Annotated in this window: 15 protein-coding genes; 9 read left to right on the top strand and 6 right to left on the bottom strand. The window is 59.3% G+C overall.

Annotated elements, in window-relative coordinates; all coding sequences use genetic code 11:
* The first annotated feature begins 10 nt into the window (after nt 1-10).
* Both D4A92_RS03305 and D4A92_RS03300 read left to right on the top strand, forming a co-directional pair.
* On the top strand, nt 11-247 hold the full coding sequence (locus D4A92_RS03305) for a hypothetical protein (protein WP_203018092.1): 237 nt from the start codon (nt 11-13) through the stop codon (nt 245-247).
* A 315-nt stretch (nt 248-562) separates the two neighbouring features.
* Complete coding sequence (locus D4A92_RS03300) at nt 563-2,479, top strand: recombinase family protein (RefSeq protein WP_203018090.1); 1,917 nt, start codon at nt 563-565, stop codon at nt 2,477-2,479.
* A gap of 11 nt (nt 2,480-2,490) precedes the next feature.
* On the opposite strand, the gene D4A92_RS03295 is transcribed toward D4A92_RS03300, so the two are convergent.
* The 3 genes from D4A92_RS03295 to D4A92_RS03285 all read right to left on the bottom strand — a co-directional run bounded on the left by D4A92_RS03295 (nt 2,491) and on the right by D4A92_RS03285 (nt 5,737).
* Nucleotides 2,491-3,861, bottom strand: coding sequence for a radical SAM protein (locus tag D4A92_RS03295; protein WP_203018088.1), 1,371 nt, complete (start codon nt 3,859-3,861; stop codon nt 2,491-2,493).
* 294 nt (nt 3,862-4,155) lie between these two features.
* The gene (locus tag D4A92_RS03290; protein WP_210346541.1) at nt 4,156-4,437 is read right to left on the bottom strand and encodes a Nif11-like leader peptide family RiPP precursor; all 282 of its coding nucleotides are present in this window, start codon (nt 4,435-4,437) and stop codon (nt 4,156-4,158) included.
* Between the two features lie 19 nt (nt 4,438-4,456).
* Complete coding sequence (locus D4A92_RS03285; protein WP_203018084.1) at nt 4,457-5,737, bottom strand: GNAT family N-acetyltransferase; 1,281 nt, start codon at nt 5,735-5,737, stop codon at nt 4,457-4,459.
* On the opposite strand from D4A92_RS03285, the gene D4A92_RS03280 reads away from it, so the two are divergent.
* From D4A92_RS03280 to D4A92_RS03255, 6 genes are all read left to right on the top strand, one after another.
* Nucleotides 5,724-6,980, top strand: coding sequence for an NHLP bacteriocin system secretion protein (locus D4A92_RS03280; RefSeq protein ID WP_203018083.1), 1,257 nt, complete (start codon nt 5,724-5,726; stop codon nt 6,978-6,980). The genes D4A92_RS03285 and D4A92_RS03280 overlap by 14 nt on opposite strands.
* A gap of 1 nt (nt 6,981) precedes the next feature.
* Nucleotides 6,982-9,138, top strand: a complete 2,157-nt coding sequence (locus D4A92_RS03275) for an NHLP family bacteriocin export ABC transporter peptidase/permease/ATPase subunit (RefSeq protein ID WP_203018082.1) — start codon at nt 6,982-6,984, stop codon at nt 9,136-9,138.
* The gene (locus tag D4A92_RS03270) at nt 9,131-11,992 is read left to right on the top strand and encodes an NHLP bacteriocin export ABC transporter permease/ATPase subunit (RefSeq protein ID WP_203018081.1); all 2,862 of its coding nucleotides are present in this window, start codon (nt 9,131-9,133) and stop codon (nt 11,990-11,992) included. Before D4A92_RS03275 ends, D4A92_RS03270 begins: the two co-directional genes overlap by 8 nt.
* 8 nt (nt 11,993-12,000) lie before the next feature.
* The gene (locus D4A92_RS03265; RefSeq protein ID WP_203018080.1) at nt 12,001-12,534 is read left to right on the top strand and encodes a cyclic nucleotide-binding domain-containing protein; all 534 of its coding nucleotides are present in this window, start codon (nt 12,001-12,003) and stop codon (nt 12,532-12,534) included.
* Nucleotides 12,535-12,904: 370 nt separating this feature from the next.
* Nucleotides 12,905-14,839: a cysteine peptidase family C39 domain-containing protein gene (locus D4A92_RS03260; protein ID WP_203018079.1), complete on the top strand. Its 1,935-nt coding sequence runs from the start codon at nt 12,905-12,907 to the stop codon at nt 14,837-14,839.
* Nucleotides 14,840-14,952: 113 nt separating this feature from the next.
* On the top strand, nt 14,953-16,665 hold the full coding sequence (locus D4A92_RS03255; protein ID WP_203018078.1) for an ATP-binding cassette domain-containing protein: 1,713 nt from the start codon (nt 14,953-14,955) through the stop codon (nt 16,663-16,665).
* Nucleotides 16,666-16,856: 191 nt separating this feature from the next.
* On the opposite strand, the gene D4A92_RS03250 is transcribed toward D4A92_RS03255, so the two are convergent.
* The gene (locus tag D4A92_RS03250) at nt 16,857-17,189 is read right to left on the bottom strand and encodes a hypothetical protein (RefSeq protein WP_203018077.1); all 333 of its coding nucleotides are present in this window, start codon (nt 17,187-17,189) and stop codon (nt 16,857-16,859) included.
* A gap of 188 nt (nt 17,190-17,377) precedes the next feature.
* On the opposite strand from D4A92_RS03250, the gene D4A92_RS03245 reads away from it, so the two are divergent.
* Nucleotides 17,378-18,340, top strand: coding sequence for a GNAT family N-acetyltransferase (locus D4A92_RS03245; RefSeq protein WP_203018075.1), 963 nt, complete (start codon nt 17,378-17,380; stop codon nt 18,338-18,340).
* A 272-nt stretch (nt 18,341-18,612) separates the two neighbouring features.
* On the opposite strand, the gene D4A92_RS03240 is transcribed toward D4A92_RS03245, so the two are convergent.
* A complete protein-coding gene (locus D4A92_RS03240) occupies nt 18,613-19,218 on the bottom strand; it encodes a LysE family translocator (protein WP_203018072.1) in 606 nt (201 codons plus the stop codon).
* A 260-nt stretch (nt 19,219-19,478) separates the two neighbouring features.
* Complete coding sequence (locus tag D4A92_RS03235; RefSeq protein WP_203018070.1) at nt 19,479-21,191, bottom strand: ABC transporter permease; 1,713 nt, start codon at nt 21,189-21,191, stop codon at nt 19,479-19,481.
* Between the last annotated feature and the right edge of the window lie 6 nt (nt 21,192-21,197).

Here is a 21,197-nt window from a genome sequence, read left to right as displayed (position 1 = left end):
CAGGTCGAACATGGACGGAGACGAGAAAGGGCAGGGGGCAGCAAACGACAATGCACGCCCTGCGAACAACGCGGACGGCTGTGTCGAAGAACCGCGCCGCGCCGCTGGCGAACACCTTGAACGGGTCGTCATCGACATTGCCCGCCTGATCGGACGACAGATGGCGCGGGCGGACCATGCGGCGCGGGTGGCGGCCAATGACAACGGCGACAACTGTGCGGGCAGGGACGAACCTGAGGCGGAATAGTCTCGGTGTCACTGCCTGTAATCCGCCTGAAACGCCTTGCGCCAAGGCGCCGCTTGCGCATACGATTCCGGTCGAGACTAGACCCTCCTTTGCTTGTTTGCGGGGAGTCAGCCAGGTCGAAGCCACTCCCTCAAGGCCCAAGCCGCTTTGCGGTGGCGCGTGCCGCGCCAGCCTTGACCGAGCGTCTTCGCCCCGGCGGTTGGTCGCGAAGCAGGAAAGGCGGGGTGCGGGCGCTGAAGACAGCACCCGCAATGTCCACCAGGGACCGAGCAGCCGCCCTATGCATGAACCGATCTGAGAGAAGGAAACATGCCGATGACCCGTGTTGCCCTTTATGCCCGATACTCATCCGACAACCAGCGGGAAGCCTCGATTGTCGACCAGTTTCGCCTTTGCGATGAACATGCACGCCGCGAAGGCTGGCAGGTGGTAGGCAGCTATCAGGATGCGGCGATATCGGGTTCCAGCACCATTCTTCGCCATGGCATCCAGCAGGTGGTGAGAGATGCGCAGCGCGGCCTGTTCACGGTGGTCATTGCCGAGGCGCTGGATCGCATCAGCCGCGATCAGGCCGATGTCGCCACACTCTACAAGCACCTGAAGTTTGCGGGTGTCACTATCGTTACTTTGGCCGAGGGGGAAATCTCCGAGCTTCATGTCGGCCTCAAGGGCACGATGAATGCGCTGTTCCTCAAAGACCTCGCGATGAAGACGCATCGCGGCTTGCGGGGCAGGGTGGAGAAGGGCAAGGCAGGTGGCGGGCTTTGCTACGGCTACCGTGTCCTCAAACAGTTTGATGGCAACGGCGAACCGGTACGGGGTGACCGGGAGATCATTGCCGAGGAAGCGGAGATCATCCGCCGCATATTCCGGGAGTTCGCCAACGGCAAGAGCCCGAAGGCGATTGCAACGGATCTGAACAGCCAAGGCATTTCCGGCCCGCTTGGACGCGCATGGGGCGACACCAGCATTCGCGGTCATGTCTCGCGCGGCACGGGCATCCTCAACAACGAGCTTTATACCGGTGTCCTCGTCTGGAACCGCCAGCGCTTCATCAAGGACCCGTCCACCGGCAAGCGCGTCTCGCGCCCTAACCCGGAGAGCCAGTGGATCAGGACCGAAGTGCCACATCTGAGAATGATCGAAGACGATCTCTGGCAGGCAGTCCGGAACCGACAGAAGCAGATCTCGGCGATCTTCGGCCCGAACCCGGCCAATACGCTCGAAGGGCGGATGAAGCGGCTGCATCTGACGGTGAGGCCCGTTTCTCTCCTGACCGGTCTTCTCACCTGCGGATGCTGCGGCGGCAAGTTCGGCATCATCACACCGGGCCGCTATGCCTGCCTCAACCATCACAGGCGCGGCACCTGCGACAACGGCAGGTCCATCACCCGCGAGAAGATTGAGGCGCGGGTTTTGTCAGGCATCAAGGACAAGCTGGTCTCGTCGCAAGCGGTAGCCGAGGCCGTGAAAGCCTATGCCGAGGAGATGAACCGGCTGAACCACGACCGGCGTGCGCAGGCGGCAATCGACCGGAAAATCCTCACGAAGGTCGAGAAGGCCATCGCCGGCATTATCTCTGCCATTGAGGACGGCATGTACCAGCCGTCGATGAAGGCGCGCATGGACGATCTTGAACGACAGAAGGCGGACATCACCGCCCGCCTGTCACAGACCCCGGACGACATTCCAGACATTCATCCGAACGTCGCCAATCTCTACCGCTTGCGGGTGGAGCGCCTAACGGAAGCGCTAAACGATCCAGACGGCGGCAGGCAGGCGGCTGAGGCGCTGCGCTCGCTGATCGGCGAGATCGTGCTGACACCCGGCACCAAGCGGGGCGAGGTTCATGCTGAGCTACGCGGCGAGCTGTTCGGTATTCTCGGCTTTGCGAATGCAGAGGCAGGAGGGCCGCAGAACAGCCCTTTTATGCCATTCGTTGAAGCGAGCCGCCGCAACCAAACATCCAGACGCAGGAAACTGAACCCGGATTTGCGGATTTGCGCTATGGGCGGATCTCACAAGACCGTTAACCCATGCTCTGATCCCCTGGAGTGCGCCCCGTCTTTTTTCGAAAACGGCGGAAATCATGATCGGCTCCAGGCTTGTTGCACGGCCAACGGGAACATCAGTCGCCGGTTGGAGAACCGGCGTCTCGGACCGCGCGCGATCGTCAGCGGGCTACCGTCTTTCAAGTGGCTCGCTTGCTACTCTCGGCGGTGGCTGGAGTAAAAAGGCATCGCCTAAAGTGAAGGCCGCTCGAAGCCTGCAAGATCGGGCTGCCACAGGTCTTGAACCTCCAGCATATGACGGGCCTGACAGTAAAGGGAGAAAATCGTGGTCAGTGATACGACCAGATCGGGACGATCAACAGATGCTCGGTCAAAGGCCCTGACCAGAGCGTATTCAGCCGGTCCTCGCTTCACAAGCTCCCGGGCGAGCAACGCTGTTGGCCCGGCGAAAAGCGCTTGGCGCTGGAAGTCCTTCCTTTCGCCGGAAAGAGCCACATAACGCTCAAGGCGGGTCATGAAGTGAATGGGGGCGAATAATCGGTTGAGAAGCCACGTCATTCCCGATCGCAATTGCTCCCTGCTCATCGTGGCTGGAATGATGTTCGTGCTCACGAGCGATGCTGAGTGATCGGCCCCTTCAGTCAGGCGTCCCTCTTTCAACATACGGGCATACAGCGGGGTTGTCTCGGGCGCGACGAGCACTCCTGGACTGATCAGAGGAAGAGGCATGCTCTGGATAAAGTCGAACTGCCGTTCAAAGATATCGACACCATCCTGATCGAAGCCGACGATGATGCCCCCATACACCATCATGCCATGTTGAACGATCGTTTCGACCTGAGCAATCATGTCGTGCCGCAGGTTCTGGCGCTTGCCTGCCTCGGCGAGGCTTTGTTCATTGGGTGTTTCGATGCCGACAAACAGGGTTTCGAAACCGGAATTTCGCATCAATGCGAGAATGTCGTGGTCGCGACTGATATCGATGGATACCTGCGTAGCGAAAGCTAGGCGCTCGTCCGGTGGGCGCGTATTCCAGTCCAGAAGCCGTTCAAGTAGCGCTCTGGTGCGTCGTCGCATCACCGTCAGATTGTCATCAGCGAAGAAGACACCGCGAACACCGCGATCACGCAGGATATCGAGTTCAGCGGTAATCTGGTCCGGCTCCTTCCATCTCTGCTTGCGCCCGAGATACTGGATCACGTCACAGAATTCGCAGTCGAACGGACACCCGCGAGACGTCTGGACCTGTGCAGACCAGGTCCGCTCGAGCGGATAAAGGTCCCAGCGCGGCACAGGTGAATCGACAAGCGCAGGCTTACCTCCTTGATAGGTGGACTTGTATCTCCCTAAGGCGAGGTCTTCGAAGAGCTCGCCGGCAATCTCTTCGATCTCGCCGATGACGAGAATGTCGCAATGCTCTCTCAGGGCATCCGGCGACAAAGAGGCATAGGAGCCCCCGATCAGCACGATCTTGCCGCGGTGTCTGAATTCGGCCGCAAGCTCGATCATCCGGGCCTGTTGGGTCACTTTTCCCGTGATGCCGACGTATCGAGCCGGATGGGAGAAATCGACAGGATCGAGACGCTCCTCGCAGATCGTCACCTTCCAGTTGTCAGGGGCGAAGGCTGCGACTGTCGGGGTTGCCAGATCGGCAATCGCTGTCGCATTGACACCCGTCCATGCGCCGAGAACCTCCAGGCCAAAATAGCCCGGAGCGTTTTCTGCCGGATTGATCAGGTAGAGTTCGTGCATTACGCAGGTAACCGCAGCGGGTGAGACCTCAGGAGAAGCAGACCCTGATGTCACGTCTGCTTCCCCCAGTCTTCTCTTTTTGCTAGATCTTATTGCCTCTCATTGTCAGGTATGCCATTGAGAGGTTGATATAAACGCTAGCTCTCAACCAAAAGTGATCTTATTGGCTCCTAGCTGTTTTATGCTGGGGCGCGCTGGAACGCCGCCGGCGACCAGTTCCAGTTCATCGTCAGACAGCTCGTCGTTCATACTTGCGTGATGCGCCAATGCGACGCTCAGCTCCTCGCTGGTGAACGAGAAGCCTTCGCGCTCTCCAAGGGCCACGACGGCGTCCGCCCCCTCTTGCAAAGCACTGGTCGCCTGCGCCTCCAGGGCTTCGTCACTGCGCACGTGTTCGTAGAATCTTTCCAAAGCATCAATCGACATCATATTTCCTTTCTAGTTGTCAATCGTGAGCGGGATATACGCTTGAGGGTCCACATGATCTGAAGATGGTGTCTACCCTGTCAGCGATCGGGGCAAAGCGGCGGCGGGTCAAATGGACCATGCGTGGCCGCGAGGTGTCGGTGTAGTAAAGGGCAAGCGACTGGGGGCCGAAGAGCTCAACCTGCTTCCTGTAGCAGTGAAAATAGGCACCCACGGCGATGGCCGTGTGCCAATAGCTCGGATCGAGAAAGGCCTCAAAGTACTCGATCAAGGGATCGGTTGGAGTGCCGTTCAAGGTCTGTGAGTCGGACAAGGTTTGCCAGCGCTCGCTGGAGGGGCCTGCCAGTACCCAGCCGACCAGTTCCCCCTGACGGCGCACCAGGCAACAGAGTTCTGGCTCCAGTCGCGGCCAAAGCCGCAACGGTCCTTGCATTTGCGCAGCGTCGTCAAGGGCCAACAGATCCTTGACCCTTTGCTCGTCGGCGGCGGTCAGAAAGAGTGGATCGAAACTATAAAGGGATTGCTTCGTCAGCTTGCCGGAAACCGGCGCCCAGCTTCCGACGGCCTGGACCATGGGGCCGGCTCTTCCAAGAACGAAAAGCCCGTCTTCGACTGGCGCTGTCCAGCCGGCCCGGACCAGGAGAGTACAAAGTGCTTCATGCCTTGGTCCGCGATCCACAAATCGCACGGACATGGAGAGCGCGCCGTGCTCAACCGCGTCCGCCATCCAGGTTTCAAGAAGCCGTTTGCCCAGCCCCCTGCGGCGGAGCGCTGTTGCAACAATCAGTGACACCAGTTCGGCCTGCCCCTCATCGTCCACGAAGCCCAGTGCCAGTCCTACCGGTAGTCCCGCAACGACCGCGCCAACCGCAAACCATTGGGTCGGAAGTTCCGCCATCAATGGACGCAGGCGCGGAAAGGTCAGTTGAGAAAACAGGCTGGCATTGCCTTGAAGAGACAGGAGCCGAGCCTCGCCGGGTGAGGCGGCCGTTAGGGAGGCTGCGTCAGCAAGCAGTGACGTTCCTCTGTGTGTCTTGTCCTTGATCATCACCACGCACCTTTGGTCACCGGAATCTCCCGGCACCTGATTGGCCGGCAATGTGAAGCGGCAGCTTGCTGATGAAAAGTGATCTGCGACGTATCTCTCCGTTGCGCCCAGATTTGGCCTCGCTGTTCGAAACCGATTGGTCGCACTTGCAATCGAGATCCGATAGATCCTCAAATTACTGTTTTGGCTGAAGGGGTAAGCCACACCATGATGAAAATGCAGCGGGAAGACTTGGTCGATGAGCGCTGACAAGCTCTTTCGCCAGGAGGCGCTCCAGAAGCTCGCGTCGCCTGAACGGCTTGATGAAGCCGTGCAAATCAATTCCAGAGGGACCTGGATTGCGGTCACGGCATTTGTAGGGCTCGCTTTGCTGTTTGGATTGTGGAGCGTGGTTGGACGTATCCCCTCCCGTGTCGATGGGCAGGGCATATTGCTCCTTTCCGGGGGGAACGTGATCGACACTGTCGCGCTCGCATCGGGCACTCTTGTCACGCAAGGTGTGGCAGCTGGTGCGGCTGTCACGCCGGGAATGACGATCGCGCGGATCGAGCAACCTGATATTGCGCTACGTTTGGCCGACATGAACCGTCGCCTTGAAACACTGATTGCAAACCGGCAGCAAGCATTGCTGGATGAAGAACAGCTGCGTCAGGCAAGACTTTCCAATACGAAAGCACGACGTGTTGCCTATGAAGGAAGGTCACGAGACGCCCGGCAGCGCCTCGAGGCCTATCAGGCGCAACTGAAGCGGCAGGAAAATCTTGTCGCCACTGGTGCGCTGGCGGTTGCAACCTTGCAGCAGACGCGCGAACAAATAGAGCTTGCGTCCCAGGATCTGTCCAATGTCGAAGCCAGCCTTCTGGAGATGGAGGCCTCAGGCTTTGCCTCGGATGCCGAGAGCCGGCGTCTGATCAGCACGCTTGATCAGGAAGTCAGCAAGGTTGAGGCAGAGCGGGATCAACTCGCGCAGACGCTGAGTGAATTCGGCAAGGTTCGGGCGCTTCAGTCTGGAACGCTTGTCGAATGGAAGGTCCCGTCCGGCACCTTTGTCGTGTCCGGAGCACCGGTCGCAAGCATCGCAACGGGCGATGGCGGCCTGGAAATGCGGCTTTTCTTGCCAGCGGCCAGTGGCAAACGGGTGCGGCCGGGCATGCGCGTCGACATCGAAATTTCCGGTCTGCCGCGCGAGCAATGGGGAATGCTGACCGGCTCTGTCCGCTCTGTCTCCGATTTTCCGGCGACCCGAGAGGGAATGCGCGCCATCCTGCAGAACGACACGCTGGTCTCCAGTTTCTCGTCAGATGGGGCCCCCTTCACGGCGGTGATAACGCTTGATCCAGATCCGTTTGCGGCGAGCGGCTATCGTTGGGTTGGAGGACCAGGCCCGGCCCAGGCGCTCAGCCATGGTGCCATCGGCAAAGCCAAGGTCACGATCGAAGAGCGCGCTCCGATTGATTTCCTGGTTCCCATGCTTCGCAGACTCACGAGTGCGTAACATGGCACCACGACCTCATGCCAAGCGGCGCAAGCCGGTGCCGACTATTCTGCAGATCGAACAGACCGAATGTGGGGTCGCTTGTCTCGCCATGATCCTGGCGTCATATGGGATGCATATAGGCCTCGAGCGACTGCGTGAAATGGCCGGTGTCTCGCGTGATGGCACGAGAGCAAGCAACCTCTTGAAGGCTGCTCGCAGAGTAGGCCTGACGGCGAAGGGGTTTCGCAAGGAGCCTGAACAACTCCATGAAGTTCCATGGCCCGCCATCCTGCACTGGAACTTCAACCACTTCGTGGTTCTTGAAGGTCTCAACGCAAGTTTCGCCTATCTCAACGATCCCGCGACTGGTCGGCGCAAGATCCCTCTGGATGAGCTCCGCCAGGCATTTACCGGTGTCGTCATTGCATGTGAACCAGGCGCCGACTTCGAACCCTCAGGAGCGCAGCCATCCGTTCTTTCAGCACTTGCGCAACGGCTCGCAGGCACCCGGGCGCTCTTGCCGCAGATCATCATCGCATCCGGTCTCCTGGTCGTGCCCGGGGTCGCTCTACCGGTGCTGTCCCGGGTCTTTGTCGATGACATATTGACTACCCGACAGACAGACTGGATCATCCCATTCACTGTCCTCCTGGCGACCATCACGCTTGCGCAGGCGGCGCTCGTCCTGCTGCAACAGATGCTGTTGGCAAGGCTGGAGGTCCGCCTTGCCTTTCTTCCAGCGACGAAAATGCTCTGGCATATGCTGCGCCTTCCGATGAGCTTTTACGCTCAGCGTCATCCCGGCGAACTGGCAAATCGGCTGGACGCCAATGAAAAGCTGGCCAGTCTTCTGTCAGGACAGTTTGCAACAAGCATTTTCAACCTCTTGAGCATGATCGTCTACGCAGGCGTCATGCTGCTGCTTGACCCGGTGCTGGCTGTCGCCATCATTCTCCTGCAATGCATCTATTTCCTCACGCTCAGCGTATCCAACCGTCTTCAGTCCCGTAATGCCCGGCTGCAAGCGGCGCAGTCGGGAAAACTGATTGCGGCGACGGTCGGCGCGATCCGAGCTATCGAGACCATCAAGGCATCCGCAACGGAACGGGAGGCATTCCAGCGCTGGGCGGGGCATCAGGCCCGGCTTTTAAGCCTGCGCAGCAGCCAGGGCAGGGTGGAGGCCCTGATTGGGATCGTGCCTGGGCTTCTTTCTGCCTTGTCAGCCGCAGCAGTTTTGGGCTTGGGCGGGCTGCGTGTCATGGACGGCGCAATCTCGCTGGGAACCCTGATTGCCTTTCAGGCCCTGGCGGTCAGCTTCTACACCCCCATCGCCAGCCTCGTACAGCTTGCCGGTCAAATACAAATGGTTAAGGCTGATATTGATCGTGCCGATGACCTTATGAGGGCGCCTGCTGCGCACTTTGAGGCTGAGGATGCAACACCAGCCAATTTCGAATTGCGAGCCGAAGACCTGGTCTTCGGCTACAGTCCTCTCGATCCTCCCTTCGTCAATGGGTTCTCGCTGACATTAAGACCGGGTGCGCGGGTGGCACTTGTTGGCGGGTCCGGCAGCGGCAAAAGCACGGTTGGTCGCCTCCTGGCAGGTCTGTTCACTCCGTGGTCAGGCACGATTTCCATCGGGGGGATTGGGCTGAACGAATTGGATCCAGCACGCCGGGCGGCGATATGTGGCTATGTCGACCAGGAGATCTTCCTGTTCGAAGGCACGGTCGAGGATAATCTCAGCCTTTGGGACCCGGGCGTCTCGGATCGGCGCCTTATCCGGGCACTTTCTGATGCCGCCGTTCTCGATGACGTCATCATGCGTAAGGGCCAGCTCCTGTCTCAGGTCAATGAAGGGGGTACCAACTTCTCGGGAGGGCAGCGCCAAAGACTGGAAATTGCCCGCGTTCTGGCCGCCGAGCCATCCATTGTCATCCTCGACGAAGCCACCTCCGCGCTCGACCCGGCGACGGAAAAGCGGATTGACGATAATCTCCGGGCACGCGGCTGCACGACCATCATTATCGCTCATCGGCTCAGCACGATCCGAGACTGTGACGAGATCATCGTCATGAAGGACGGGCGGATCGTCGAACGCGGTGACCATGAAACCCTGATGGCGGCTGCAGGAGAATATGCGGCGCTGATTGCTGAGGGGGCGGGTCATGGCTGAACGTCAAGCGACCATTGCCGGTGGCGCCAACAGACCCCTGTTTCTTGATGAGACCGACCGCTTCTACAGGTTGATGCGTGGTTACGCCGATCTTTTTGCGATAAGCGGAGACGGTCTCAGACGGCATCTGTTCCGTATCGAGGTCGGTGAATATCTGTTTCCAGCCGTCTCTTTCGGCCAGCATCGTCTGTGCGCCATCGGTTCTCTTGGTTCGGAGTTTGCGGTCTGCGAGGCAGGCGCCCCAAAGCCACCGCCGGAAGCCGTCATGTCTTGGGTTCAGGCGATGATCGGGGTCCTGGGCCAGACGCCGCAGGGCTGGACTGATCGCATCCTGTTGACGGGCGAGTTCGATCTACCTCAGGGCATGACAGTCTCTGCACCTCATCGGACACTCTGCTTCGGTCGCCCCTTGGACGGAACCGCGACCTGGTGCGACCGAACCTGGCCAGATGGCCTTGAACTGCCGATCACCTCGACGACCTCAGTGACCGCCATTTCCGATGCGACCCTGCAGGTATCAACCGAGTGCCCCGACCACGCGATTTTGGCAGAAGGCCTCTGCTTCATCGGTGGCGAGGTCCTGTCGCAACTTGATCGCGAGGCGGCTCAACATGGCGCCCAGCTCGAAGATCGGCTGAACATCCGCCGTCAGGCCATGGACCGAAGCCTTGGCAAAAGTCTTTCGGATCTGCTGACCTTGAGGGAGCCGAAAACCGGTCAGATGTCATCTGCCCGACTTTCGGTTTTTGTTGCCGTCATGCAGACGAGTGGACTGGAGGTATCACAAGCTCTGCGACGGGATCTCGAGGCCCTGGGCGACAAGGGCTCTTACGAGCCGCTTTTACGATCTGCGGGCCTTTACTATCGCCAGGTGATGCTCGACCACGACTGGTGGCACCGTGACGGCACTGCGATGCTTGCAACGCTGAAGGACGGATCGCCGGCAGGCCTGGTTCCGGGCAAAGGCGGCGGTTGGGTGCTGGTGACGCATGAAGGTATGCGTCGCCTGACCAAACCGCTTGCGCAAGAGGTTTCAACGGGCGCGCTGCAGATCTATCCGTCGCTTGAGGATCGCCCCATGGGCCTCCTCGAAACCATGCGGTTTGGCTTTTCCGGCACACGCTACGATGTTGTCGCCACAATCACCGTGGCGCTGGTCGCCAGTTTGGTGGTCATGGTCCCGCCGATCGCAGCCACCATGCTTTTTCAGCATGTCGTGCCAGCTGGTGACCGGGCCAATCTGCTATTCATGCTGGCGTCACTGGTCGCGCTCGCCTTTGGCCAGTCCGCCTTCGAACTGATGCGCAGCCTTTGCGTCGCACGGATAGAAACGCGTCTGGATTCGTCGATACAGGCTGCGCTTTTCCAGCGCCTTCTAAGACTTCCAGTGAATTTCTTTCGGGCCTATTCCGCAGGTGATTTGACGGAACGGGTGCTGGGCATTCAAGAGGCACGCCAGATGATCACCGGCGCGACCATGTCCGGACTCTTCGGCGGGATGGGAGTGATCGCAAGTGCCGGGGTGCTGGTGTTCCTCGACTGGCGACTGGCATTGACGGGCATCGCCGTCCTTGCCCTCTTTCTTGCCGTATCGGCAATCCTCTCCTTCAGGCAGCTTGCACAGGAAAGACGCCAAGCAGCGATCCGGGGCCGGAACCAAGGTTTCGTGCTTCAATTGCTGATCGGCATGACAAAGCTGCGCGCCGCCCACGCGGAGAAACTGGCTCTCGCCCAATGGGCCTGGAAGAGCCTTGAGCACCGAAAGGCTTTTGCCACGTCAAGATCCATCCAGTCCGTGCATGCAGCACTTCTGGCACTGATGCCGTGGTTTTCCTTGCTGATGATCTATGTCACGCTTTTGTGGCTGATGAAGTCTGATCAGCAGCAAGCGGCGCTGCTTGCTCTCTTGCCGTCAGGTGGAAGCACAGCTTCCACCGCGCTGCGCGAGCCTTTGACGGCCGCAGCCTTTATCGGTTTCACGACCGCCTTCGGGCAGATGACGACCGGATTGAAGGCAACAGTCGAGGCGTTTACCCATCTGGCAAGCGTGGCCCCCTTGGCAGAACGCACAGCCCCCGTGCTGAAAGCCGTGCCAGATGATGCCTCGACCAGTCGGGGGTCATCACCACAACTCACCGGCAATCTTGTGTTCCGCAATGTCAGTTTCCGCTACGGCATGGATAGCCCCCTCGTTCTGAAAAACCTCGATCTTGAGATACAGCCGGGCGACTTCATCGCGGTCACCGGGCCTTCTGGGAGCGGCAAATCCACCTTACTGCGCCTCATCCTGGGCTTCGAGACACCGGATACTGGCGAGATCTTTTATGATGGTATCCCGTCGCATGGGATCGAGCTTGCGTCGCTCCGGTCCCAGATCGGCATCGTGTTGCAGAATGGGGGCTTAAGCGCGGGCTCGATCTACGACAACATCGTCGGATCCTCCGGTCTTGGCGTTGCTGATGCATGGGCTGCGGCCAGAATGGTGGGCCTGGCAGAAGAAATAGAGAGCATGCCGATGGGCATGCACACCGTCCTGAACGACGGCGCGATGACCATCTCGGGTGGGCAAAGGCAGAGGATCCTGATTGCCCGAGCGCTGGTCAGAAAACCGCGGATCCTTCTGTTCGATGAAGCAACCAGCGCCCTGGACAACCGGACCCAGGCGATCGTCACCCGTAGCCTGACCAGTCTCGAGGTTACGCGCATCGTCATTGCGCATCGTCTGAGCACCATCAAAGAGGCCGATCGGATCATCGTCCTCGATCGTGGCAGCCTCGTCGAAAGTGGCACTTACAACGACCTGATTAGCGCGGGCGGCACCTTCAGTCACCTCGCCCGCCGGCAATTGCTCTAGGAGATGGTATGCGCAAGGTTCTCTACATCCTTGGCCAGTTGAACGATGAAGATGCCGAATGGCTCGCCCGAACGGGGCGCATCAGGACCTGTAAGGAGGGTGAGGTTCTGATCAACGAGGGTGTGGCGACCCAAGATCTCTACTTCGTCTTGGACGGAGAAATGGGCGTGCAGGTCAAAGGCGCCGGCGAGGTTGCCCGCCTGGGTCGCGGTGAGGTGGTGGGCGAAATGTCCTTTGTCGATTCATCGCCGCCCTCCGCAACAATCCTGGCGCATGGCGGTGCAAGAGTGCTGGCGGTGGAGAAGGCCGCGATCGACGCGCGTCTGCGACGGGATAACGGATTTGCCGGCCGCTTTTACAAGGCTATCGCAATTTTTTTGGCCGATCGACTGCGCTCGACCATGGGCCGCATGCGCAGCACGGAAGGCTTGCACCGCGACCAAATCATGGACGATGAGCTCGATGAGAGCATTCTCGATCAGATTTCCCTCGCCGGCTCAAGGTTCGAACACATGCTGTCAATCCTGTCCAAGGTAAACTGAAGCCCATGGGGTGGGGCCAGCGAAGCTGACCCACCGCAAAGACCGTCAGCGAAGTCTAAGCAATCCAGACGATGAGAGACAAAAGCAGAAGGATCACGCTCAGCATGGTCAATGGAGCGGGCAGACTGGACAGCCTCAAAGGGCTGTCGAGATCCTGGGTTGCCGAAAGCCTGCTGAGCGCTTGTGAACGAAAAAGTCGAGCCCCCTTGATCAGGGGCAAGTCGGCGTCTTTCTCTGAAGACATGACACAGTGAACTCCCAGACATCAAAGGGGCAGCTAAACCACTCTGCAGCAGGGCAGCAAGAGGATATTGACGCCCCAGCTTTAGGCGGGCGCCTAAAAGCCTTGATCAAGGGCAGGGGGCGGCCGGTGCATACACCGCAGCTGCGTCAGTCTGCGCTTACCGAATGCGGTCTCACGGCATTGGCAATCATCTTTGCCTGGCACGGGCTCGCTGTTTCACTCGAGAGATTGCGCAATGAGATCGGCTCGAGCCGACTGGGGCTCACGGCCCGCCAACTCCTCGAACTTGCCCGACGCTATGATTTCGAGACCAAGGCTTGTCGGCGTGAGATCGATCAACTGGCGACGCTTCCCCTGCCATTCATCGCCCATTACCGATTCATACATTTCGTCGTAGTCGAGCATGTTACAGACCAGCATGTCACGATCAACGATCCTGCAAGCGGGCCACAGCGTCTGACGATTGAAGAGTTTGCCAGGGACTTCACCGGTATCGCCCTGACATTTGTCCCACGCTTTGCGCCGCGGCCTCCAGTCCATCCAGCAAGGCGGGAATTCTGGCTGCAACTGGGCGACAATCGGGTTGCGGCAACCATCATTCTGCTGCTTTGCCTGCTGCAAACATCAGCAGTCGCGTTCGGGCTCGTGAGCATGGCCAAGGCTCTGGACGGACATCAGCATCCCAGCGTTGCGCTTCTCGCGTGGATCCTGGCGGCCAAATTGCATCTATTGCTGTACTGGAGCACCGAGAACTTTGCAGAGCGCCTTTCCACTCGGGCACGAGACCTCACATGGCAGCGTTTCAAGAGCATGCCGCCCCAATGGTTTTCTACAAAGACGGCAAACCAGCTCGCAGATATTCTCACCCTCGGTGAGCGCTGGTCTTTGTTGCTACCCATTGCCGTTTCGCTTCTACGGTCGCTGCTCTTGATCCCGGTCCTTCTGGTGGCGCCGTTGATCCAGCTGCCCATTGGACTGGTCATCGCATCGTTGACGGCAATCGCCTCTTGTATTGTTCTTGCAGCATGCCTTCGCCGCGGCGAGACCCGGATGAGACGCATGCGTGAGGCGCAGCTTCTTATCCTGCCCGATACGCACATCCTTGCAGATCTGGAGAGCCGACAGTTTGCAGGGCGCGACAGCGAGCTCACCTCTTATCTGGCAGCAGAGCACGCTCAGATGCATTCGCACGCACAGGTCGACCTGGGCTGGCAGGCGAAACTCGATGTGTTGGTGTCTCTGCCGATTGTCCTCGCTCTGGCGATCATCATGACCGACGGGCTATTCACTCAGGAGTGGGGAACTGCCGCATCACTTGGCACAGTTTGCGTCGTGATTGGCCTCTGCCTGCGAACGGCACGACGCAGTTTTCCCGCTATTTCAGAAGTGATGGGTTTGCTCTCGCGTTTGCACGACCTGCGCAACACAGACTGTGACTCCACAGGATTGCAGTCGCAGCCGGGATCGCCCGCAGGCCTCGCCATTCATCTTGACGATACGAACCTGTTTTTGAGCAAGGGTGATCTGCTGCAGATTACTGGACCGTCTGGAAGCGGAAAGACACGACTGGCGCGCCAGATTGCAGGCCTCGAACCAAGCCCGAATGGCACCATTACCTTTGATGGAATGGCGACCGAAACGCTCTGTCATCAGGGATCGCCGCGGGTGCTGCTTGTCGACGAGCAGGTTCTCACGATCTCCGGCAGCCTGGCGGAGAACCTCTGTCTCGGTGATAGCCGCTTCGACCGCCAGGCTTTGGACGCGGTGCTGGATCTGGTCGAGCTCAATCAGGAGCTTTGCCAGCGTGGAGGGCTGGATCTGGAGCTTTCTGCGGAAAGGCGGCTGTTGAGCGGCGGCCAGCTCCGTCGCCTGGCGCTTGCCCGCGCGCTGCTGCGCCAACCTTCGGTCATCGTTCTGGATGGGACCCTCGATGCCCTGGATGCACCGCTTGCTGGACGTATCGTCGAGCGGCTGCGGGAACGACATATACTGGTTCTGATTGGTGAGCGTGGCACGCAATCACGCCGGCCGGACGCGACCATCGATCTGGGCTGTTGCTGATGGTCGATGTCGCGCGTTGTCTTGCAAACCTGGCTCAGGGCCTTCACCATAGGCAGGAAGCAGAGCTTCTGGTTGCAGCGCAAAAGCGGGAGCTTTCGCTTCGGCGCGTCCGGATGCAAGACAGGAACTGGAGAAGGCAGGATCTTGGTATCCTGATCGCCTGGCAGACAGCGACAGAGCGATTCGTCGTGATCGATGCAACTGGCTGTGGACCACCATCTCGTGTCAGCATCGATGGCAGCCGGCATCTGATGTCTGAGGCCGATTGCGGAGCCTTACATACGGACATGCTTGCTCTGGCAAAGCCGCAGGGGCGCTCGATCCGAGCGAGCCATGCTGTTCTCGCACTCCTTGTCATGGTTGCGGCGCAGTCCTTGATCCTCCTGGTGTTTTGGGGGCATCCACCTGGAATGGGTGCGATATTCATCTTGCTCATGGCGGGCCTTGCATGGATCCTGGCGCGCGTTGACTATTCAATTGCCGCGTCGCGGGCGTCCATCTTGCTCGGATGGCGTCGTCATTCTGATCTCTGGGCCGAAATACTCGACAGAGGAGTGACGATCCTTCAGAGCCGCACGCCTTACGACTACGCCCGGGCGATGCGTTCAGTGCTGAAGAACCGGGTCAGGACTTTGCGCGGACGAATGGCTCTTCCGATGGGGCTTGCCAGCCTGTTGCCGGGTCTTGTGGCCTTGAGCATTTCGGTTCCGCAACTTGGTCTCTACTATGCTCTCATCTGGATACCTCTGCTCGCTTGCGCAATCGCGTCTCGCCGTTTGGTGGGACTGATCGAAAATGCGGAAGGGCAGAGTTTGGGCGAGATGGAACAGTGGCTGGATCTCGCGGCGCAAGGCAGCTTGGGTTTGCGGCCGTTGGGCGCGGAGAGTTTTGCCCTGACGCGTCTGGAGGCTGCTCTGAGACGTCAGAGAAGACTTGCCCGTCGAAGGAGGACGCTGCAGCAGGTTATCCTTGCGTGTGAAGCACTGTTTTTCGTGCTTGCAGGCGCGGTATCGATCATCTCGACACTGGACACGCCCCTCACCGCCTTGGCCACTGTGGCCAGCTTTATGGTTGCGCTGGGGCTCGTGGAAGTCGGTCGCGCAACAGCCGCCATGACTGCGAGCGGGGGATCGTCACATGATAACGCGTCCAAAAGCCGGTTCACACGCGATCTGGCCGAGGAGCACGAAGCACTCGAATCCATCGAACTGATTGGGGTCACCTTCCAGTATCCTGGCGCGTCGCGCCCCCTGTTCAAGCCGCAAGATCTCAGCATCCGGCGGGGCGAGATTGTTGCCATCACAGGACCGTCCGGTGCAGGTAAATCGACCTTACTGAGGCTCGCCCTCGGCATCTTGCCGCCGACCACGGGTGAGGTGAGGATCAACGGGAAATGCGTTTGCGCACAAGAGCAGAAAATCTGGCGAAGACAGCTTGGTGTTGTTCTCCAGGATGAGCATATGGCCGTCGACACCCTCAAGTCCTTCCTGCAGGGGATGAGCGGCCTTTCACTTGAGACAGCGCTTCGAAGTTCCGACAGGCTTGGCCTTCTTAAGGAGATCGAGGCTTTGCCCATGGGCATTCAGACACTTGTTGCACAAGGGATGGTCCCGGCGGGTTTGCGGGAGCGCTTGCTGATTGCAAGGGTTCTCTTGCGGCAGCCATCACTGCTGATCCTGGACGAAGCGACAACTGGTCTCGACGAAGAGTTCCAGACCAGACTTCTGCAAGAGCTGCGCACAGCTGGGATCGGCGTCCTGATCGCAACACACCGTAAAAGCGTGGTGGCAATCGCTGATAGATGTGTGACGGTGACACCAATCTAAACAAACCAGGTCTCGAGGCCGTAACCCTTTACAGGGTCAGCAAGCCTTGTTGCTCCGCATGGCGCTTTACGACAACAGCTACTTAAAGAGGCGATGCGGTTCTACCGACCAGCTGGCGCGTGGGGATTGGTCGAGGCTCTAAGGGTTAGGTCGCCCAACAGGGAATAGCCGGGCGACCCTGAGGCAGGTCCTTATTTCGGCTTCCTCTCCGGATATGGAGGGCCGTAGAGAATAAAGGAGCTGAAAGATGTGCCGCCGGATGCGAGATCCAGCAATTCATCTGGCAATTCATCCAGTTTGAATGGGGCCCGCAAGACGATCGTGGCTTCGCCCGGCTTTTCCTCGATCACGTTGATCTTCAGGTTCGTGAGTGGGTTTTCCCGCTCCAGAACTTCGGCCAACGCCGCATGGGGGTCCTGTTTGAGACGTTCACGGAAGGCAGTGTCGTTGTTCGCCTTTTCAACCACGGCCTTTTCAATGTGAAGTCGCAGGTCGGACATCACATCAGTTTGCGCATTTAACATATTATCACCAGCATCTCTGTAGAAATCTGAATATTCAGACTTTCCAAGTATCGATTCTTCAATGACAAGGTCAATAATCGAGATGGCGTTGGATACCGTCCAAAGCTGGGCAGAAATAACTTAGGGTTTTGAAGGCGGTCGCACCACACTGTAGATAATTGCCACGCTGATATCGCAGGGGCTTTGCTTTGGAACGACTGAAGGACTCCATACATTTCATTAAAATTGAGAGCATACGTGAAGAAAAATGTCTGGAAGACTGTGCCGGTCTCACCTGGAAAAGCTATCGGCCGTTTCTTGAAGCAGCGCAGTGCGACAATCGCCTGGCTCTGGCCGCATGCGCGGGAAGCGTCCCCGTGGGATTGTGGTTGTCTGCCAGAACTCCTTCTGAAGAGACACCGAAAACCCACACCCTTCTATCGCTGTTTGTCGCCCCGGAATGGCGACGTCGCGGCTTAGCGACTGACCTCATGCAGGCGGCTGAGGGCGAGCTTTCAGCTCTTGGAATCTCATCTGTGACCACCAGCTATTCGTCGATATTGCCTGGCGCCGACGCGATGTCCTGCTTGTTGCGCAAACAATCATGGGCTGAACCTGTACCAGACCGCATTCGCATCTGCGGCCGTGTCGGTGATACGTTTGCCACCTCAAGGGCCTGGGATTTGCTGCTCAAGCGGCTGCAGCGCCAAGGTGTCCGCTATCTGAGTTGGGAAGAAGCCGGTGACGGCGTTCTCGAGCAAGCTGCGGCGATGGTCGATGCAGGTGAGGCACCCGCGTGGTCTGACCCGCGCCCATGGAAGGACGCCCTTTCCGCAGAGTTTTCACTGGCTATCTTTGATGGGGCAGGGGGACTAGCCGGTTGGGTCATATGTGAGCGCCAGGAGAAATTGGGCCGGTGGTATTTTCCCATTGGCTGGGTAATGCCGCCCGAACAGGATCGCGGGACATTGGTTGGCGCATATCTTGAAGGCTCGAGGCGCATTCAGACGGGCAATGGCGCGTCGGCACTTGCGGTCCTTGAAGCCTCACCCAGACAAGGCCGCGCATGGAGATTGTTCGAGAAGCACTTCTCAAACTTCGCACTTTGGTCCGATCGACTGCTGATCTCACAGAAAGATCTGGGCATCGAACCGGCACTGCTGTTTGAATAGCTGCGAGAGCCACCGCGTCGGCCCTGTTTCGAAGGCGATAACCGACCAGCCCGCGCATTTGCAATCCAGGCGACGACCATACCCAGCGGAGTATGCTGAAGGTACTGACTTCTAGCGATACCATGGCGTTGACATTCTGATAGGCCGCCTCAGTGATTGGCTGAGGTTGCCTTTATCCAGCTGAACGGCGTTCGCCGACTTACCAGCCGCGAATGCCTGTGCCCCAATGCTTCACGGTCTATGCTCGGACTGAATTGCAGTTCCACCTCGCCTCAGCGGCTGGCGACCAGCACGCCCGCCCCGACCATCAGGGCTCCAGCTCCGCGATTGAGCGCGCCGATCTTTTTCGGATCAGACAGGGCCGTCTTTGCTTTGTAGCCGAGGAGCACATGCCCTCCGACTACGATCACCTCTATCAGGGCAATGATAAGCAGCAGTTCCACGGTATCGGACACGGTGAGGGGACGGATTCCGAGCACCCCCGGCAGTAGCGCCAAATAGAAGATCGGCATCTTGGGGTTGGAGATGTTGAGGAGGAAGCCCGTGAGGAACAGGCGGATCAGGCCGCCCCGCATCACGCGCGGTTTGATCTCTGGCTTCGAGCGCCACATCATGATGCCCGTGTAAATCAGGTAGATGGCACCGACATATTGGATGAAGCGCAGATTTTCGTTCATGTATTGGGCAATGGCGTTGAAGCCGATGGCCGCAAGGATGACGAAGAGGAAGATGCTGCAAACGACGCCGACACCATAGGCGACACCATGGGCAGGGCCACTGGACACGGTCTTCGACAAGATCGTCAGATTGTCAGGGCCGGGGCTCGCCGCAAACACGAAGAACGCCAGGCTAAACGTCAGGACTGTTTGTAGATCCATCATGCGCTCCTTTTCTCCGTTAACTCATCGAATTTAAAATATCCGCCTTTGAAGTAATCGGTTCCGAGCTTCTCATAACGCTCAGCAGGGGCAGTATAATCGAACTCGAGGAAGAGCATTAGTGCATTCCGCACTTGCGCCGTGCGTTGGAGATCGGTGCGATAGAGCTTGTCGCTGCAAGGTCCATCACGTCATTTGCCTTTAACAGGCTCCTCTGACGCCCGATGACTTTTTGGGTGCGACCACCTGCTCCGTCTGGATCAGTCTACCCAGGGGAGAGTGCCCCGTGGCAGACGGCGGGCGGCCGCCGTGGCGAGGGCGGCGAGGATCAGGACCAGAAGCGTCGAAAGGACCGCGACCGCAGCTGCGGCGGTCGAGTTGCCTTCGTATTGCAGGGCAAAGATCATCACGCCGATCGTCTCGTTGCCCGACGACCACAAGAGGGCCGAGAGCGTCAGTTCGTTCAGCGCCGTCATCACCACCAGGATCGCGCCGGCCGCGGCGGCGGGCAATACACCTGGCAGGAAGATCGCCAGGATGCGGCGCAACAGGCCGGCGCCTGTCACGCGGGCGGCTTCGTCAAGCGAGGGGTCGGCTGACTGTGCGGCGGCAGCAACCGGCCGCAGGACCAGTGGCAGGAAGCGCGCGAGGTAGGCGATGACGAGGATCATCATCGTTCCGTAGATCGAGATCCCGACGAGCGGCAGAGGCTTCAGGAAGGCGAGGATCATGCCAAGAGCGACGACTGTTCCGGGGACGACCCAGGGTGCTTCGATGACGATGTCCAGCAATCGCAGCACCGGGTTCTGCCGGCGGCTGGAGACAAAGGCCAGCGGCACGGCGACGAGCATCGAGATGGCAGCCGTGATCAAGGCGAGCCACAGCGAATTGCCAAAGGCGCGTCTCACTGTCTGATTGTCGAGGACGGCGTGGAACTGATCGAGGCTGATCGTGTCTGGCCCGAATGCCACGCCAATAGCCGGCAAGAGTGCGGTCATCGTGAGAGCTGCAAGGGGCACCAGGGACAGGATCAGCACAAGGATCCAGATCAGGATCTCGATCACGGGTGCGCTGCGCTGCGCAACGAAGGGGGCGCCCGCCGGTAGTGGCACGGCGAGACGGGTCGCAACGACATTGCGCATGACGATCGCGAGCGCTGCCATAACGGCGAGCACGAGGGCCAGCGTCGCCACCTGTCCGGCCGCTGCCGGACCAAAGCCGTTGAGGCGCTGGTAGATCAGCGTCGTCAGGACAGAAATGCGGCCGGGAATGCCGAGCAGTGCCGGCACGCCGAAATTGCCGATCGCGGCGGTGAAGGCGATCAGACTGCCGGCGAGAACCGAGGGCATGACGATCGGCAGCACGATGCCGGTTCCGATCCGCCCGGGCGGGATGCCGAGAATGCGCGCAGCTTCGATCAGGTCGCATGGCAGCGCCCGCAATGCGGCGCGCACGGCGATGAAGACGAGCGGCATGTGCTCGATGCCCATGACCAGTGCTATTCCGCCCACTGAATAGAGTGGATTGGTAGAACCCGGCGCTGCGGCAAGGCCAAGTGGTTTGAGGATCGGTGATTGTGCGCCGAAGAGTTCGATCCAGGCGAGCGCCATGGTTTGCGACGGCACGATCAGCGGCATCAGGATGAGGAAGGTCAGCGCTGCGCGTGTCCTGAGCTTGAGCAGGCTGACGGCAAAGGCAAGCGCCACGCCGATGAGCGTCGAGACGACGACAGACAGAAGGGCCGTCTGCAGCGTGCCGGAAAGCGCTCTGAGGGTCGAGCGGCTGGACAAGGTGGCGAGCATCAACCCGAGCGGTGTACCGTCCTCGCCGGGCTGGAAGGCGCTGGCAAACAGCCGGGCGAGCGGCCAGAGCGTCGTTGCGGCGACATAGAGAACGAGAAGGGAGACGAGCAGATGCTCGCCTCCCCAAGCCGGCATAGCCTTTCGGGCCTTGCCCCAGGCGGATTTACGCATGGTGGG

Source organism: Rhizobium rosettiformans, from assembly GCF_016806065.1.
Taxonomy (GTDB): domain Bacteria; phylum Pseudomonadota; class Alphaproteobacteria; order Rhizobiales; family Rhizobiaceae; genus Allorhizobium.
Note: the sequence above shows the minus strand (reverse complement) of the source record. Positions and strands in the feature narration are given on the sequence as shown.